At 60.4% G+C, this 16,807-nt stretch carries 17 protein-coding genes; 13 read left to right on the forward strand and 4 right to left on the reverse strand.

What is annotated here, in order from left to right; genetic code table 11:
* Positions 1-149 precede the first annotated feature (149 nt).
* From BWR59_RS28485 to BWR59_RS28500, 4 genes are all read left to right on the forward strand, one after another.
* Complete coding sequence (locus BWR59_RS28485; RefSeq protein ID WP_081569022.1) at positions 150-1,442, forward strand: citrate:proton symporter; 1,293 nt, start codon at positions 150-152, stop codon at positions 1,440-1,442.
* Positions 1,443-2,801: an acyclic terpene utilization AtuA family protein gene (locus BWR59_RS28490; protein WP_081569023.1), complete on the forward strand. Its 1,359-nt coding sequence runs from the start codon at positions 1,443-1,445 to the stop codon at positions 2,799-2,801.
* 5 nt (positions 2,802-2,806) lie between these two features.
* Positions 2,807-3,118 carry a hypothetical protein gene (locus tag BWR59_RS28495; protein WP_081569102.1) on the forward strand — a complete coding sequence of 104 codons (312 nt, stop codon included), beginning with the start codon at positions 2,807-2,809 and terminating at the stop codon, positions 3,116-3,118.
* Between the two features lie 132 nt (positions 3,119-3,250).
* The gene (locus tag BWR59_RS28500) at positions 3,251-4,312 is read left to right on the forward strand and encodes a hypothetical protein (protein WP_081569024.1); all 1,062 of its coding nucleotides are present in this window, start codon (positions 3,251-3,253) and stop codon (positions 4,310-4,312) included.
* 30 nt (positions 4,313-4,342) lie between these two features.
* Here BWR59_RS28500 and BWR59_RS28505 read toward each other — a convergent pair whose 3' ends face one another.
* Both BWR59_RS28505 and BWR59_RS28510 read right to left on the reverse strand, forming a co-directional pair.
* On the reverse strand, positions 4,343-5,059 hold the full coding sequence (locus tag BWR59_RS28505; protein ID WP_081569025.1) for a DUF3142 domain-containing protein: 717 nt from the start codon (positions 5,057-5,059) through the stop codon (positions 4,343-4,345).
* A complete protein-coding gene (locus BWR59_RS28510) occupies positions 5,059-7,227 on the reverse strand; it encodes an outer membrane assembly lipoprotein YfiO (protein ID WP_081569026.1) in 2,169 nt (722 codons plus the stop codon). The genes BWR59_RS28505 and BWR59_RS28510 overlap by 1 nt, the downstream gene beginning before the upstream one ends.
* A gap of 256 nt (positions 7,228-7,483) precedes the next feature.
* Between BWR59_RS28510 and BWR59_RS28515 the strand changes: the two genes are divergently transcribed.
* Entirely contained in the window at positions 7,484-7,828 is a 345-nt protein-coding gene (locus BWR59_RS28515; RefSeq protein ID WP_081569027.1) for a helix-turn-helix domain-containing protein, read from the forward strand.
* A complete protein-coding gene (locus BWR59_RS28520; RefSeq protein WP_081569028.1) occupies positions 7,828-9,042 on the forward strand; it encodes a type II toxin-antitoxin system HipA family toxin in 1,215 nt (404 codons plus the stop codon). Before BWR59_RS28515 ends, BWR59_RS28520 begins: the two co-directional genes overlap by 1 nt.
* Before the next feature lie 122 nt (positions 9,043-9,164).
* On the opposite strand, the gene BWR59_RS28525 is transcribed toward BWR59_RS28520, so the two are convergent.
* Both BWR59_RS28525 and BWR59_RS28530 read right to left on the reverse strand, forming a co-directional pair.
* A complete protein-coding gene (locus tag BWR59_RS28525) occupies positions 9,165-10,478 on the reverse strand; it encodes a HAMP domain-containing sensor histidine kinase (RefSeq protein ID WP_081569029.1) in 1,314 nt (437 codons plus the stop codon).
* The gene (locus BWR59_RS28530; protein ID WP_081569030.1) at positions 10,475-11,215 is read right to left on the reverse strand and encodes a response regulator; all 741 of its coding nucleotides are present in this window, start codon (positions 11,213-11,215) and stop codon (positions 10,475-10,477) included. The genes BWR59_RS28525 and BWR59_RS28530 overlap by 4 nt, the downstream gene beginning before the upstream one ends.
* A 320-nt stretch (positions 11,216-11,535) precedes the next feature.
* Between BWR59_RS28530 and BWR59_RS28535 the strand changes: the two genes are divergently transcribed.
* The 7 genes from BWR59_RS28535 (at position 11,536) to BWR59_RS28560 (ending at position 16,721) form a co-directional block, all read left to right on the forward strand.
* Positions 11,536-11,799, forward strand: coding sequence for a DUF2790 domain-containing protein (locus tag BWR59_RS28535; RefSeq protein ID WP_081569031.1), 264 nt, complete (start codon positions 11,536-11,538; stop codon positions 11,797-11,799).
* 81 nt (positions 11,800-11,880) lie between these two features.
* Positions 11,881-12,123, forward strand: coding sequence for a hypothetical protein (locus BWR59_RS28540; protein ID WP_081569032.1), 243 nt, complete (start codon positions 11,881-11,883; stop codon positions 12,121-12,123).
* Positions 12,124-12,325: 202 nt separating this feature from the next.
* Complete coding sequence (locus BWR59_RS28545) at positions 12,326-14,281, forward strand: AAA family ATPase (protein WP_081569033.1); 1,956 nt, start codon at positions 12,326-12,328, stop codon at positions 14,279-14,281.
* A gap of 39 nt (positions 14,282-14,320) precedes the next feature.
* The gene (locus BWR59_RS28550; RefSeq protein WP_230982104.1) at positions 14,321-15,493 is read left to right on the forward strand and encodes an alpha-hydroxy acid oxidase; all 1,173 of its coding nucleotides are present in this window, start codon (positions 14,321-14,323) and stop codon (positions 15,491-15,493) included.
* Positions 15,494-15,615: 122 nt separating this feature from the next.
* Positions 15,616-15,822: a hypothetical protein gene (locus BWR59_RS32975; RefSeq protein WP_230982105.1), complete on the forward strand. Its 207-nt coding sequence runs from the start codon at positions 15,616-15,618 to the stop codon at positions 15,820-15,822.
* On the forward strand, positions 15,812-16,270 hold the full coding sequence (locus BWR59_RS28555; RefSeq protein ID WP_230982106.1) for a DUF6036 family nucleotidyltransferase: 459 nt from the start codon (positions 15,812-15,814) through the stop codon (positions 16,268-16,270). The genes BWR59_RS32975 and BWR59_RS28555 overlap by 11 nt, the downstream gene beginning before the upstream one ends.
* On the forward strand, positions 16,254-16,721 hold the full coding sequence (locus tag BWR59_RS28560) for a hypothetical protein (RefSeq protein WP_081569035.1): 468 nt from the start codon (positions 16,254-16,256) through the stop codon (positions 16,719-16,721). Before BWR59_RS28555 ends, BWR59_RS28560 begins: the two co-directional genes overlap by 17 nt.
* Positions 16,722-16,807: the final 86 nt, after the last annotated feature.

Raw genomic sequence — 16,807 nt, forward strand, 5'->3', positions numbered from 1 at the left:
TACCACTCGTCAATATGGACTGTTCAGTTTTTCCGAATGCAAGGCGCCGAACATTTCAATTTACAAAGCTTACCCTCGTTTCGATACTCGATGAAAACAACAACAGCTCATCCCGCCTCTCGGCCCAGGGGTGACGAAAGGACCACTGCATGCTCGCCACTCTGGGTGTCATTACCATTCTCTGTTTGCTCGCCGCCGTCATGAGCAAACGCCTCTCGCCTCTGGTTGCGCTGATCGCCTTGCCGATCATCGCCGCGTTGATCGGCGGCTTCGGGCTGCAGACCAGCGGATTCATCATCACCGGTATCAAGAACGTCGCCCCTGTGGTCGGCATGTTCGTGTTCGCCATCCTGTTCTTCGGGGTGATGACCGACGCCGGCATGCTCGATCCGATCATCGACCGCATCCTGCGCACGGTGGGAACACGGCCTACGCGGATTGTCGTAGGCACTGCGCTGTTGGCGCTGCTGGTGCATCTGGACGGCTCGGGCGCGGTGACCTTTCTGGTGACGATTCCGGCGATGCTGCCGCTGTACACACGGCTCGGCATTGATCGGCGGATTCTGGCCTGTGTGGCAGCGATGGCTGCAGGGGTGAACTTCCTGCCGTGGACCGGGCCGGTATTGCGTTCGTCCGCCGCGCTGCACGTGCCGGTGGCCGAGCTGTTCCAGCCGTTGATTCCGGTGCAGATCGTCGGTCTGGCGTTCGTGTTCGTCAGTGCCTGGCTGCTGGGGCGTCGTGAAGAAAAACGCCTGGGTCTGGGCGCTGGCGCGAAGGTCGATGTGGTGCCGGAGCGCATTCTCAGCGAGCAGGAAGAGGTGCTGCGCCGCCCGCGTCTGTTCTGGCTCAACCTGCTGCTGACCATCGTGGTCATGGCAGTGATGATCGCCGGTTGGGTTGATCCGGTGGTGATGTTCATGGTCGGCACGGTGCTGGCGCTGTGCATCAACTACCCGAACGTCGACGCGCAACGTGCGCGTATCGATGCCCACGCCAAGACCGCGCTGACCATGGCCAGCATTCTTCTGGCGGCGGGCGTGTTTACCGGAATCATGCAAGGCACCGGCATGCTCAAAGCCATGGCGGAAGTGGCGGTGGCGCAGATACCGGCCGGGCACGGCAAGCTGATTCCGATGGTGGTGGGCTTCCTGTCCATGCCGCTGAGCCTGCTGTTCGACCCTGACTCCTTCTATTTTGGCGTGATGCCGGTAATTGCCGAAGTCGGCCGGGCGCTGGGCGTCGATCCGTTGCAGGTGGCCCAGGCCTCGTTGCTGGGCGTGCACACCACCGGTTTTCCGGTCAGCCCTCTGACCCCTGCGACTTTCCTGCTGGTGGGGTTGTGCAAGGTCGAGTTGGCCGACCATCAACGTTTCACCATCCCGTTTCTGTTTGGCGCATCGGTGCTGATGACCCTGACCGCACTGCTGCTGGGAGTGTTTTGAATGAAAACCTTACGTATCGGCTCTGGCGCCGGTTATTCGGGCGACCGTATGGAACCTGCCGTGGAACTGGCCGACAAGGGCGAGCTGGACTTTCTGGTCTTCGAATGCCTGGCCGAGCGCACCATCGCCCTGGCGCAACAAGCACGACTGGCGGACTCCGAAGCCGGTTTCGATCCGTTACTCGGCGAACGCATGTGTCGCGTGTTGCCGTTCGTGGCCCGGGGTCGTGAAGCGGGGCAGCGCCGGCTGCGCATCATCAGCAACATGGGCGCGGCCAATCCGTTGTCAGCGGCGCGAGAGGTCCGGCGGATTGCGGCCGAGTTGGGTGTGCACGGATTGAAAATCGCGGCGCTGACCGGCGATGACGTGCTTGCGCAGTTAAATGCCGAGCACTTGCTGGATAACGGTCTGACGGTCGCGGCGTTGGGCAATCGGCTGATTTCTGCCAATGCGTATCTGGGCGCCGAGGGCATCGTCGAGGCATTGAAAGCCGATGCCGATGTGGTGATCACCGGCCGCGTCGCCGACCCTTCGTTGTTTCTCGCGCCCCAGCTGTTCACGTTCGGCTGGGCGCAGGATGACTGGATGCGCCTGGGCCGCGGCACGTTGATCGGCCATCTGCTGGAGTGCGCCGGGCAGATCACTGGCGGCTACTTCGCCGACCCCGGTGTGAAGGACGTGGCCGACCTTGCTCGGCTGGGTTTCCCGCTGGCCGAAGTGGACAGCGAAGGCAGGGCTGTGATCAGCAAGGTCGCGGGTTCCGGCGGGCGCATCGACACCGCCACCTGCACCGAACAGATGATTTACGAGGTGCACGATCCAAGGGCCTATCTGACGCCGGATGTGACGGCTGATTTTTCGGGGGTGTCGTTCAGCGTGGTCGCGCCCGACGAAGTACGTGCGCAGGGCGCTGACGGCCGCGCGCGGCCTGAAACGCTCAAGGTCTCGGTCGGTTATCTGGATGGCTGGATCGGCGAGGGACAGATTTCCTACGGCGGCCCGGGTGCCCTGGCCCGTGCGCAACTGGCGCGGGACGTGGTGCTGGAGCGGCTGAAACTCACCGGTGTGACTTGCGACGAAGTGCGGGCCGAGCTGATCGGTGTCGATTCGCTGCATGGCTCGACGCTGGGCGCCCGTAGCGGTGGCGAGCCGTGGGAAGTGCGTTTGCGCGTTGCCGCCCGGTGCGCCGACAAAGCCGAAGCGGTGCGCGTCGGCAACGAGGTGGAAACTCTCTACACCAACGGCCCTTATGGCGGCGGCGGGGCGACCAAGGCGGTGCGGCAGGTAGTGGCGGTGGCGTCTTTGCTGTTGCCCCGTGACGCGGTCAACGCACAGGTACATCTGGAGGACGCATCGTGAGCCCGATCAAATTGCGAGAACTCGCCCATTCGCGGACCGGGGACAAGGGCGATACCTCGAACATCTCGGTGATCGCCTTCAGGTCCGAAGACTTTCCGCGGCTGGTTGAACAGCTGACCGTGGCGCGGGTGACCGAGCACTTCGCCGAGCTGCTCGACCCGAAAGCCGGCCCAGTGAGGCGCTATGAATTGCCGAATGTGCAGGCACTGAATTTCGTCTTGCCCGGCATCCTCAAAGGCGGCGTGACCCGCTCGCTGGCACTGGATGCTCACGGCAAGGCACTGGGCGCGGCGCTGCTGGATATCGAGCTTGGCTAAATTTTTGGCGATTACGGCAATTTCGAAACGTTATAGCGACGGCTGTCTGGGGTGCTATTGATTAAGTAACGATCACGTGGAACTCGGTCTCTTGTTCCACGCTGAATGGCTGCTTGAAAAGGACTTCGATCAATGGCTCTCGATCCCGCTGATGGCTACCCCTATACCCCTCCCGAAATCGCAATGGCCGCTGGGAATCAGAAGCTGCAGGCGCATCAGTTTGCGGTGGATATCGATATCGCGATGCGTCGGCACTATGCAGGTAATCTGCAAGTCCTGGCCAAAACGCTTTATCCGATTCTGTACGCCGAAGCGACATTCAACGGCGGGCGCTACACATTCTGTGAAGATGAGCACACGACCTACGTATTTGAGGAAATCAATCACCTCTACACAGAGCTAAAAGCCATTGCTCACATCCCGTTGGCGATTTACTCGATCATATTTCCTTACGCTGAATATCCTCTTAATCGTCAGTGGCTAGAGCCATTGAAAGCCTTTGGGTTGCAAGTAGAAGCTGTACAGCTTCGCCTGAACCAACTGGACATTTCCGGGCCAGCGTTGACGTCCAGCACCAACATTCTGCGTGAGTCGATTGATTTCATCGCCAAAGTCGTGGGTCGGGGCGACTTCACTATTGCTGACTACATCACGTTCTGCACCAGCATAGGCTCGGATATCCTTGTCAATCAGACAGCAGCGGCGGTAGAACAAGTTGCAGCCATGAAGACGAAGCTGCAAGCGTGGCGAAGCAGCGTCGGCCAGGCAACCTGGGACAAGATGTATGTGGTCCTTCAATGTATCTGGACGGTTTCACAAGAAAGCGCACACGAGCAGATCATAAAGTCGCAGATGAAGCCGGAATTTCACGAGACGCATATCATCGTTTCGGAAGCGGCGCCGACGCTGGACGACGCTCGGCTTCTATTAGCGCGAATTCTCGCGGACCGGGTACTTGCCGCAGCCGTGTTTGGGACGCAAACAGCGCAAGCCTACAAGCAGAATATCTATTCGCTTTCGACAAAGCGGGATCTGCTGGCGAAGGCTGTTGAAAGTGAGTTGGGTGGCGGAGCCGCTGCAGCCTGTCCCTATTTGAAGCCAACGAAGCCAACGAAGCCCAGTAAGTCCGCGAAGCCCAAGACGCCGAAGAAGTCCCAAGAGTCTGTGGGGGCCCGGCAAGAGGGGCGTGAGTGAAGCTGGCATCTCAGGCTTTGCGGCATCAAATCATGTCGGATTACGCAAAAACACCACATACCCGCGAAACCATGGGCTGTCTTTCAGATAGTCCGGCGCCGACCACTCGCCGCCCTGGATCAGCCCCACCTTGAAGGGCAGCCCCAGTCGACTCATCCGCGGCAGGTACGCCGCGTAATCGGGGATGCTGCGCCGGCCCTGATACGTCTGCACAACCACTTCATCCACCACGCCTTTCAACTGGCCAATGGCGTGAGGATCGGCGTTGCTGCTCCAGTCCATCAGGCCGGTGATGCTCAATTTGTATTGGCTTGGCAGGCGTTGGCGCAGGTCCTTCAGAAACGCCACGTAATCCTGCAGGTACCGGGTTCGGGCGTCGAAGTCGATCTGAACGCCAGTGATCGCATTGCCCGCCTGTTGCCAGCGCCGAACCTGCCCCAGCAATTGCGTGTAAACCCCCTCCGGCCAACGCAGCGTGTGGGCGCGATAGACGATCCAGAGATCCTGCTGCGGCAAACGGCTCACGCTCATGCCTTGGGCAATCAGCGCCACGTTCTGGCGTTCCCGCCGTGGCGCGCTGATCTGGCCTTGCAGCACATAAAGCGTCTTCGCCTGATTCAGCACCGGTTGCGGGGCGACGCCGCTCCACAGCCAGAACGCATCGTGATCCCGCGCATCCACCGTGGCCCAGGCCGAGCCGCTGCACAGCAGCCAGATCAGCGCGGACCGCAGCAGATGTTCTTTCATCACCAGTAATACTGCAGCGATTTAGCCCACGACGTGCTCCCATAGGTGGTTTTCAGTTGCTTGAACCAGCCCTTGCGCACCGATTGCGCGACGTCTCTGCCGCCGCAACTGTTGTAACCCGATGGCCCGTAACAGTTGATAGCGCGGAACAGTGCATAGGCTTTGTCCTCGCGGGCTGCCTTGGAGTCGGCGATGACGGTCTGATAACCGTTGAGGCGCGAGAACAGCTCGCCTCTGAAACCCGATCCGGTGCTGCCCAATTGTCCCGCTCCGGGGCGCTGGTCCAGCGGCATGCTGTCCAGACCGTTGCGCAGGATGAACTCGCCGAGACAGTTCAGGCCTTTGGCATCTTTGTCGTTGGCCTGCAACAGCGAGGCGATTTCAGCGACGGGCGGGCAGGCATAACCGGAGTCGGCCTTGGCACCGCTCCACTGGAACAGCTGCAAAGTCTGCCCGGTGCCGTAGACGTAACCCAGGCTGGTGCCGAGTTTGTCTTCAGCGGGCTTTTCCGGCAGCGTCTTGAGGTCGTCGGCAAAGGCTGCGTACTGGCCGTGCAGCAGCTCCTTATAGAGCAGCACGAATTGCGCGGTGCGCTTTTCGGTGTCGTTGATGCCTTGCTCGATCTGCTGACGCAACAGCGGGGCGCTGGCCACTTTGTCCAGCAGGATCAAGCGCACCTGCGCCGACTGGATCGGCGAGGCGGTCGCGAACACCTTATCCAGCTGGTCGCTGCGTTCATAGTTCATTGCCAGCGCCAGTTCCAGCTGTTCCCGCTGCAACGGCTGCCTCGCCAGCGGCAGCAATTTCAGCCAAAGCGACTGGGCCGCCGGCAGATCGTTGCTGGCTTCCAGCGCCAAGCCACGCAAGGTCTGTTGGCTGAAGGCAAAGTAATCGAGCGTGGCGGGGATATCCCTGGGCAGCAGCTTGAGCGCGTTGGTGGGCTGTTTGTCGACGTAAAAGGCAAACGCCGCCTGCAGGTAGTCGAACATTGCCGGTCGCTCGGCAAATACCGCTTTCTGTGCCAGCAACGTATCGCGGGTGAGCTTCGCCGGTGTGTCCGGGCGCATGAGCATCAGGTCGCTGGTGGCCGTCATCAGTGCCGACGGGGTCGCCTGAGCCATGCTCATCAGTAACTTGTTGTCGGTTTCCTGAATCAGCGCATCCATCGGCACGTTGCGCTGCTCGTCGCGGGTTTGAGTCAGCTGCGCGTTGTAATCGTCAGCAAGTTTGTCGAGGTCCCCCGACAGCCAGTGAACCCGGCGCATCAGGCCCTTGGCCGACAATGCGTAGCGACCTTGGGGATAAGCACCGAGATAGTGATCGAAGGCTTCGGCGACCCTGGCATAAGCGGGTTTGTCGATCTTGTCCTGCCTGAGCGTGCCGTACTCGTCGAACGCATCCTGCTGCGCGGCGTTGAGGCGGGTGCGGGCGATCATGTAGCTCGCTACTTCCTTGAGCCACGGCTGCGACGTTTCGCTCAGGCTGGCAAAGCCGTTTTCCGCCTCGATGAAGCGGCCGCTGTAGAAATCCGACGCGGCTTGCAGATAGCTGACGAAAGCCTTGCCCTCGGCGGATTGAACGTCAGTCGGCAACAGCCCTGCCTGTTTTTCCGCGTCCCAAGTGCAAGCGTCGAGCAGTTGCAGCCGGCTGCGTGCCAGCGACTGGCGCTCGGTCTCAGGCAGAGATGCAGTGGCGACCAGCTGCTCGATGAACTGCGCCGCGCTGTCGTCGCGATTGCTGCGGCAACGGCTGCCTTCACCCTGCAGAAACGCCTGCCCGGCGCTGTCGGTGCTGTCGCGTTTGAGGCCAAGCTTGTCCAGCAGAACGCTCAGTGCCGCCGCACCAGACTCCTCGCTTTCGTCGCCGCCGATCTCTCCCGTGTCGAGCCGCGCCACGGCAAAAGGCACCGGTCCATAACCCTCGGCCATCTCATCCTCGGTCAACGCGTTGGGCTTGAGCTCCAGCGCCTTGCGATCAGCCAGCAACAGCCGCAGATTCACTCGGCTGTCATTGCCGGGGCTCAGGAATACCAGGTTGTTGCACACGTCCAGCGAATCGCGAAGCAACGACCACGCGGGGTAGCAGGAATCATCACCGCTGGCCTGCGCCTGCCCGCCGAAGGTCGCGCCGATGATCAATGCAAGAGGAGTCAGAGAGCGGATACGCATGAACAATCCTTGATTTCGCTACGTAGAGAGAGGGTGAAGCGAGGGGCGGATGATACAGGGTGTCTCAAGCGAAGCAGATTGATGGCAGTTGGCCCCAAAACTGCAGAAGATCGCTGTGAGGCGCAAGATTAAGCTCATTTCCATCAGCCTTAATTGGCTTAATGCTCGTCAGGACGTATATTAATTAACAATTTATTGACGTTAAAGTTCACATAGGTGATCTTTAAGTGATTTAGTGTTCACTATGGTGAGTGTTATGAACGAGTTTTTTCCCGTTGTATGCTCGGACGCTCTCAGCAAAATAGGCCTTTTAGTGAAAGCCAGGCGCCTTGCGCTGGGCATTCGTCAGGCCGACTTCAAGGCGTCCCTCGGCGTGTCTCCCCATACGCTGCGCAAGATTGAAACAGGGTCAGAGTGGGTAGACCTGCGATCCTTCATGCTGGTGTTGTGGCGCCTGGGTATCACTGAAACGGTTTTTGCCTCGCTGGATGGATTGGAGAAAACCTCGCAAATCACCCGTTATGCTGATGATGAGATCACCCACCAGAGTCTTGCCTCCAGACGAGTGCGGCTGGCGAAACCCAAGCCGGAGGATTTCTGATGTCCCGCGCCTATATCTACATGGAGCACCCCCAGACAGGCGAGGTCGGCACCCTTGGAAGGCTGACCTTGAACGGGAAATTCGGTGAGTTCATCTACGCCCCCGATTATGTAGACAGTGGCGGATGGGTGCCCGACCCCATCAATTACCCGCTCCGTGCCGAACCCTACACCGGGATTGCCAAGAACCGTGGAATCCCCGGGTTTATCCACGACGCCATGCCCGACGGCTGGGGCGAGCGCCTGCTTCATCGTGCCTACGGTCAGGAATTGGCGCCCATCGACTACCTCCTCAAATCGCCGAATAACGACCGTGTTGGCAATCTCATGGCCGGAACGTCGACAGTTCCCACGCCTGGCTTGGGCGATGGCCCGATTCCTACGCTGAAGGGGCTGGCGAAATTCGTCGAGGCCTGTGAAGCGGTCTACGACGGCCAGCTGGATGGGGAGTCGGTGACCACACTCAGTATTCGCCAGCAGCGTTCCGCACTCGGCGGTGCGCGGCCCAAGCGGACACTGCAGGATAACGGCATGCTGATACTGGCCAAGCCGCGGGACCGATACGATCAGTTTGACTTTCCGTCCATCGAGCATGCCTGCATGACGTTCGCCTCGAGCAAGGGGTTGAAGGTCGCCAATACCGCCTTGCATGCTGAAGATCCTTCAACGCTGCTGGTTGAGCGATTTGATCGCACAGCCATTGCCGACGGTGCCAGACGTATTCCGATGCTCAGTGCCCTGACGCTACTGGATTCAGAGTGGAACGGCGCGCACCATCGTGATTGGCGTTACGCGGCAGTGGCCGATGAAATGCGACGTCGCGGCGTGCCGGACGAAGACCTGCAGGAGCTGTTCAAGCGCATGTGCTACAACGCGCTGAGCGGCAACTCGGATGACCACCCAAGAAACCACGCCGTGCTCTGGGTTGGAGGCCGGTGGCGCCTGTCACCCATGTACGACGTGCTGCCTATGCTGGACGAAGGCCCCGCGCAGACCCTCGCGATGGCCGTTGGGCGCGAGGGGAGTGGGATCAGTCGTTCCAACCTGCTCAGTCATCACGCGCATTTCGCGCTTTCTCGCGATCGAGCCGAGCAAGTGCTTGAGGAAGTGGCCGGTTGGGAAGAGGAGCTGAAAGAGCACTATGGGCAGTTTCTCAAGGGAGAAGAACTGCGGATGGTGCGTGATGCGACGAGTTCGGTGCGCATGCTCAAGTAGCTGCACCATTAACGCTTTCCATTTCAGACGAGCAAATCCCTGTATCAGCCCGGCTTGCCGGCGGTGGCATTTTCAGAATCGCTACCGCTCGCAAGCCATGCTACCCCCAGGGGGGATGTAGATCACCCCACCTTCATCGGCAACTTGAGCTCGGCACACAGGCCGCCACCTTCACGGTTTGACAGGCTCAACGTGCCGCCGAGGGCGAGGGCCAGTTGCTGGGAAATCGCCAGACCCAGCCCCGTCCCACCCGTGTCGCGGTTGCGCGAGCTTTCGACGCGGTAGAACGGTTTCAGCACTTCCGGCAGTTCCGCTTCGGCAATCCCCGGGCCGCGATCCAGCACCTGAATCGACAGGCCCTTGTTGTCATTGGCGAGCACTTTCAGCTCTGCCGCACCGGCGAACTTCAGCGCGTTGTCGGTCAGGTTGACCAGCACTCGGCGCAGGGCATGAGGCCGTGTGTCGATCACCGAACTGGTCTTGCCGCATAACTGCACCTGCTTGTTCATGTCCTGATAGTCGAACACCAGGCTGTCGAGGAACGAGTCCAGATCCACCCGTTTCGGCGCTTCGGTGGAAGTGTCCATGCTGCGAGCGTAGGCCACGCCCTCCTGTACCAGATGCTGCATCTCGCTGAGGTCGTTCCACAGCTTGTCCTTTTCGATGCCTTCGTCCATGAACTCGGCGCGCAGCTTCATCCGCGTGATGGGGGTTTGCAGGTCGTGTGAAATCGCCGCGAGCAGCTGCATGCGTTCCTTCACGTAGGCCGCAATGCGTTGCTGCATGGTATTGAACGCGACGGCCGCATAGGCCACTTCGGTCGGGCCGTTCTCGTCCAGACGTATGCCTTCGCCGTTCGGGTCCAGATTGTCCACGGCCTGGGACAGCCGGGTCAGCGGCCGAATCGCAGTCCTCACCGCCAGCCACGTGCAGGTCACCAGCAGCACCAGTTGCACGATCAGCAGCAGCGGCAGCCAGGGCGACAGCGGGGTGATCGCCGGGCGCACGTCAATGGTCAGCGGGTTGCCGTCGCTCAGGGTCAGATGCGCCTGATAGTGCGGGCGCACGTCCGCGATATTGCTGAAGCTCAGTTCGTATTCGCGGCCCAGGGTGGCCTGCATCGAACGCACAGAGACCGGCGCCTTGCTCATGTCCATGGGCGTGCCTGGCTGACCGGTGCCCAGCATGTAGCGGTAGTTGGGGTGTTCGAAGCGCGGCAGCCAGGCTTCGCGCTCGTTGGCGGGCAGGCGTTCCAGCACCGCGACGGTGGTGGTCAGGTCCTGTTCCAGGTTGCCCAGCATGAGCGTCATCGCGCTTTGATAACGCTCATAGAACTGCAGGCCGAATGACAAACCGTGGGCCAGCACCAGACTGATCAGGAAAATCAACGACAGCCGCGAGGTCAGGGTCCGAGGCCATCCGAAGCTGAGTTTCATGCGTCGTCCCCGAGGATTTCCACGGCATAAGTGAACACGTAACCCTCGCTGCGCACGGTCTTGATATAGGCCGGGTCACGGGCGTCGTCCTGCAAACGCTGGCGCAGACGGCTTACCAGCAGATCGATGGAGCGATCGAACAGGTCGGCGTCGCGGCCTTGGGTCAGGTTGAGCAACTGATCACGGCTCAGCACCCGTTGTGGATGATCGAGAAACGTGCGCAGCAGGCGATATTCCGCGCCGCTGAGGGTGACCACCGTGCCTGCCGCGTCCAGCAAATGGCGAGCGGTGGTGTCGAGTTTCCATTTGCCGAAGGCCAACAGGCGGCCACTTTCGCTGACGATCAGGTTCGGCGGCAGCATCCGCGTGCGGCGCAATACCGCGTTGATCCGCGCCAGCAGTTCGCGGGCGACGAAGGGTTTGACCAGATAGTCGTCGGCGCCCATTTCCAGGCCGATGATGCGGTCGGTTTCGTCGCTGCGGGCGGTGAGCATCAGCACCGGGGTGGTCTTGTGTTTGCCTGTGCGCAGTTCGCGGCACAGCAGCAGGCCATCGTCGCCGGGCATCATGATGTCGAGCACGATCAGGTCCACCGGCGTCGATTCCAGAAACGAGCGCATCTGCCTGCCGTCGGCGACCACGGTGGTGCGCAGGCCGTTCTTCTTGAGGTAGTTGCCCACCAGTTCCCGGATCTCGCGATCGTCATCGACGATCAGAATGTGGTCGACGTGCTCCATTGCTTCAACTCCCCGAATTCATTGACGTGTGGCGCATCTTAACCAGCCGCGCGCGGCTTGCCTGCCACCCTTTGTATTGCACTGTATCTGGCACCGCGACGCATACACGCGGATGCAAAAAGCGGATTTTTCAGTGCGAATGTATCGCTCTGTATCCAGGCAGCGCTATGACACTTAGTGATTACTTTCCGCCGTTTCGCGACACATCCGGGATACCTCAGGGGCATTCAATGGGACCCATCGAGACAACACGTACCGCCTCGAACCCAATCAACGATTCAACCCTTGACCACTGAAAACCTTCAATCCTGGAGAACATCATGAACGCAAAGAAAATCGCTCTCGCCACTCTGTTTGCCGCGCTGAGCTTCGGTGCCCTGTCTGCTCAGGCTCAGGACAGCGTCCCGGCGCACAACTACATGTACGGCGAGCACCTGGACATCGCCCGGGCCCTGTCGACCGAAGTCGATGCGACACCAACCTGCGGCGTGGTCGGCACTCACCTGAACTACGTGGACTCCCACGGCCAGAAGCAGACCCTGAACTACCGCACCATCGCCCAGGGCTGCGCCGGGGACAACTGATCCTGGCAGCACCTGGCCACTTGAGCCTGCAAAGGCTGAACTCAGTAAAGCCTTGTTTCGACCACCCTTGAGGAATTCGCCATGAAACACTTCAAAACCAGCCTGACCGCCCTTGCTTTTGCTTTCGCCGGGTTCGCCGTGCACGCCAACGCTGCCGCGCAGAAAAGCTGCGCCGACGACAGCCATTGCTTCCAGCTGGCGCCCAAAGTGGCCGAAAACGGCTCCGAGAAGACCCCGCTGGGGATGTGGATCGAAAGCCGTGGCCAGGTAGTGGCTGAAGGTGGCTCCGAGCACACTGCGATAGGCAAGTGGAACCAGGTGTAAGGCATTGAGCTTGAACCGTGCACGCCTCTGTAGCATCACGGCTTGCCGGCGGCAGGGCGTTTGAGATCGCCACCGCCGGCAAGCCGGACAGCTACAGGGACTGGAGCGAGTCAGGAGGTATGGCGCAGTTTGGGTGTGTTTGGCATATCATCACGTGCCGCCCCTTCCGCGCCGTCGCGTTCATCAGGACGATTTCCCCGCAATGAGTTCACCCGATTCCTTCGCTCCGCCGCCCTCGCTGTTCTTGCCCTTGACCGATGAGGTCGCCAGGGCACTGGCTGCGGGCGAGCCACTGGACGAGTTTCTGAGCGAGGCGACCCGGCCGCAACTCGCCGCGTTGATGCTGTTGCTCAATCTCAAGTCCCTGGTCGCGCAGAACACCTCCATCGAAAAACTGGAACGGATGCTCGACGACGTCCTGCGTGCTGCTTTATCGGTGGAGGAGGGTGGCGGTGCGTTTGCCGATCTGGTGCGCATGCGTTTCAACGCCGACAACCTGGCCGCGGGTTTGAGTGTTCTGGAAATTGCCGGGGTCAGCCTGCTGGAACAGCACGAAGTCGAGGATCGGGAATATCTGGACGAAGAGGGGCACTGGGACTTCGGTTTCGGCAAACGTCAGCGCCAGAAGCTTGAACCGATGACCCGCGAGATCACGCTGTCGACTGGCGATACCTTGCGCCTGAGCGATCAGCAGAGCCGGATTTTCGACGAGTTTCAGGTGTGCAAGGACGAGTCCTTCCATCTGCAAGCCTATGCCGGGGTGGGCAAGACGTTCCTGTTGGCGAAGTTCTTCGAAGTGCTGGACCCGGAAAAGACCTTGCTTATGGCGACCTTCCCAGGGCAAGTCACCGCTTTGCAGGAACGCATCAGGCAGGCCAATCCGATCGGTCGGCTCAACGCCTGCACCTTCGGCCACATGGCTAACCTGCTGCTCAATCGCGACCTGACGGCCAAGGGCTGGCGTAACAGCGACATGCAGCGCACCAGCGCAAGCTCGTTGGTGTCCGATCAGCAGGTTGCGCAGTGGCTGAACCTGCAACCCGTCGGGAAACTGCAGCCCCGTGACGTGGCGCGGGTCTGCCGCAGCACCGTTCACAGCTATTGCCTGTCGCCGCTGCCGACTATCGAGGCGCGACATCTGCCCTCGCTGGGCCACGCTGCGAGCCAGGCCGATATCGCCATGCTGCTGGAATACAGCCGCCTGTTGTGGCGCGAAACGGTCCGTCCCTCCGCGCCGCACATTCGTCTGCCGATTCGCAACAGCCAGCGCATCAAATTCCTGTCGCTGACCTCGGAAGTCATCTTCGAGAACTACAGCCACATCATCATCGACGAAAGCCACGAACTCACCGCGCCCATGGTGCAGATCCTTGATCGCAGCCCGCAGGCGGTGATCACCCTGGGCGATGAATTCCAGCAGCTCAGCGGCAAGACCCCACGCCACGGCGGGTTCATTCGCCAGCGCTTCATGACCCAGTCGATCCGCGCCGGCAAGCAGATGGCCGAGGTGCTCGACCCGCTGATCCAGCTGCACCCCAGCGACATCAAGGAAGGCTTCGTCGGACGCGCGCCGCATCCGACCCGGATCATCGGCCACAGCGTGATGCCGATCCCGGAAAAGCCCACGACGATTCTGGTCGCCAACGAATGGGGCCTGTTTGCCTGGTTCAGGCGCCTGACCGAAGCCGGCGCGCATTTCAATCTGCCGCCCAGAACGCTGGAGCACCTGACCCTGTTCGTCAAAGGCGTCGATCAGTTGTACCGCGAGGATCATCGGCCACAGCATCGCCTGATTTTCCGTTTTGCGTACTGGGATGCCCTGGCTTCGGCGATGGGCGCGAGCCACGAATTCAAGGCCATGCACGAGTGGCTGGGGCAGGGCAACACGCTGCAGGATTTCGTCGAGACCGCCCAGCGTTTCTGCAGCGACCCGGCCGCTATCATCAAACTGGCGAAAGTCGAAGACGTAAAGAACCAGGAGTTCGACACCGTGCTGCTGTCCCGCGACCTGATGCGTCCGCCCCGTCAAGGCTCGACCCACTCGCTGGCCAGTGTCTGCTCGCTGCTCTACACCGCCAGTTCGCGGGCGCGGCACGAATTGTTGCTACCGGGGAACATGAGTGACTGGTTGCAGGATCTGGGGCGCAAGCAGTCGTGAGTTGATTTGGATCCGCGATCGCGGAGCAAGGAGCGAAGGTTGGGCACGACAAGACTGAGCAAACTGTTGAATCTGGATGACTTCCAGCGCGCGGCCAAACGGCATTTGCCGCGTCCGATCTACGAGTACATTGCCGGTGCGGTGGAAGACAACCGCTCGCTGCTGGCCAACACGCAGTCGTTCCAGCGCTATGCGTTCGTGCCACGGGTGCTGCGTAATGTCTCCGGGCGCAGCGGGGCCAGAAGCCTGTTTGGCCACTCCTATGCCTGGCCCTTCGGCTTTGCGCCGATGGGCATCAGCGCACTGTCGGCCTACCGTGGCGATATCGTGCTGGCGCAGGCCGCAGGGCAGATGAACCTGCCGATGATCATGAGCGGCTCTTCGCTGATTCGTCTGGAGGAAGTGGTCAAGGCCAACCCCAACGCCTGGTTTCAGGCCTATCTGCCGGGGGACGAAGCGAACATTCGAGGGTTGATTGCCCGAGTGGTCGCGTCCGGTTTCCAGACGCTGGTGATTACCGTGGACACGCCCGTTGCCGCCAACCGCGAGAACAACGTCCGAGCAGGTTTTTCAACGCCCTTGCGCCCCAGCCTGCGACTGGCCTGGGACGGCATCACCCATCCGCGCTGGCTGCTCTGGACCTTCCTGCGCACGCTGTACAAGCACGGCATTCCGCATTTTGAAAACAACTACGCCCATCGCGGCGCGCCGATCATTTCGCCCTCCGTGGAGCGCGATTTCTCGGATCGCGGGCATCTGGACTGGTCGCACCTGAGCCTGATCCGCGCGCTGTGGCCGGGTACGCTGGTGGTCAAAGGCATTCTTCACCCCGACGATGCCAGACGCGCCGTGGAGGCTGGCGCCAACGGGCTGATCGTCTCCAACCACGGCGGTCGGCAACTGGACGGCTCTGTCGCACCGCTGCGCGTCCTGCCCGCGATCATCGCCGCCTGCCCGGACGTGCCGGTGATGCTCGACGGCGGCATCCGGCGCGGCAGCGATGTGGTGAAAGCACTGGCACTGGGCGCCGCGTTCGTCTTCATCGGCCGCCCCTTCAACTTCGCCGCCGCCGTGGGTGGCGAAGAAGGCGTGCTCCACGCCGCCAGACTGCTGGCACAGGAAGTGAGCCGGAACATGGGCATGTTGGGGATTTGCAGCCTGGATGAGCTGGACCGGAGTGTGTTGATGGGGGTGGATGAGGCGTTTTCGTAGGGCGTTTTTGCCTGCCACCATTTGAGGTCTCTCCTACAAAAGACCGGGGTGTCACCTGACTTACCGGTTTCGCTGGCGTTGTTACGTTTCTGACCGATCAATTTTCGGGGCAGGGACGAACAATGAAAAGCGACCAATCAGGTGAGGTAAGGCCGGCTGTACTCAATTGTGATACCGCTCTGGGGCAGGCGTTGATTGCGATGTTCGTCTCTCTGGAGCGCGAACTGATCGCTGAAAACGCGCTGCCCGGAGCGCTCAAGGTCATCGTCTTTGGGGGGGGGGGGCGCGGTTCATCTCTACACCAGTCATCGGGTGTCGATGGACATTGATGCCGAGTTCTTTTCGGTGGATCTGCCGTCAACCATCAACCTGCGTGCGATGTTGATGGTAGCGCCGCAGAAGAAATTCATCGATGCGTCAAGAGGCCGTCTTATTGAATTGTCTTTTGACTTGAAGTTCTCCACAGGCCTGGGACCGTTGCATGAAGATTATTTGGATAGAGGGATACCTCTAGAAGGGTTCAGCCCTGGCTCGCCGCTTCAGCTCCTGATTGCAGCGCCTGTTGATCTCGCTATTTCCAAGCTCGGACGGGCGAGCGATCAAGACATCGGCGATATATTTGCGCTGCTGCGTAGCGGCTTCATCCTTGCTTCGGAATTCGAACGCTTGGCTCTACAGGCCATAGATTGTTATGTTGGCAATCACGAGCCACCCACATCGATTCTGAGAAATATCCTGCAGGACTACCTGGAGATCAGTGATGGTGAACCAAGCTGACGGTCATGTTCTTTCCGAAACATTGAACAGATTGGGGCAAATGCCGCTCAATCAGGCCGACAATGACTTACTGGTGAGCCTCGCCCATGAAGTGTGGTACGAGCATTCGAGCGTCGAGTCCGAGCTTTGTCATTACCTTGCAAGCGGCCCTGGAGAGGTTGAGGCGAGAAGAGTGGGTTACTTGCTGGAAAAGCTGACTCGTTTTGTTTGTCTCCCTGATGATCGAGCCGTTGAAACGTTACATGCAGTGAGCTTGCTGGCGCAGCGCTTTCCCCGTCAGCATGAACTGGAGGCCCCTGCTGGCACGCGGCTGCGTGAGCTTCGCGATGAGCTTGCAGTGTCTTGGGGGCTGACTGAAGGGCTTGGTTTGAAAGTACAAACCCTATTGCCCTACCAGACTCGGCATTACGCGGCGTCCCGGAACAATGGATTCAAACAGGACGCGCCTTAACGCCTGGCCCGCAATTGGCTTTGCGCCTCTACCCCAGTGCTTGTAACCCCAACCTTTGTTAAATTCCCTCCCGGCGCCGCGTGCTT

It is taken from the genome of Pseudomonas sp. Bc-h, from assembly GCF_002080045.1.
Lineage (GTDB): Bacteria > Pseudomonadota > Gammaproteobacteria > Pseudomonadales > Pseudomonadaceae > Aquipseudomonas.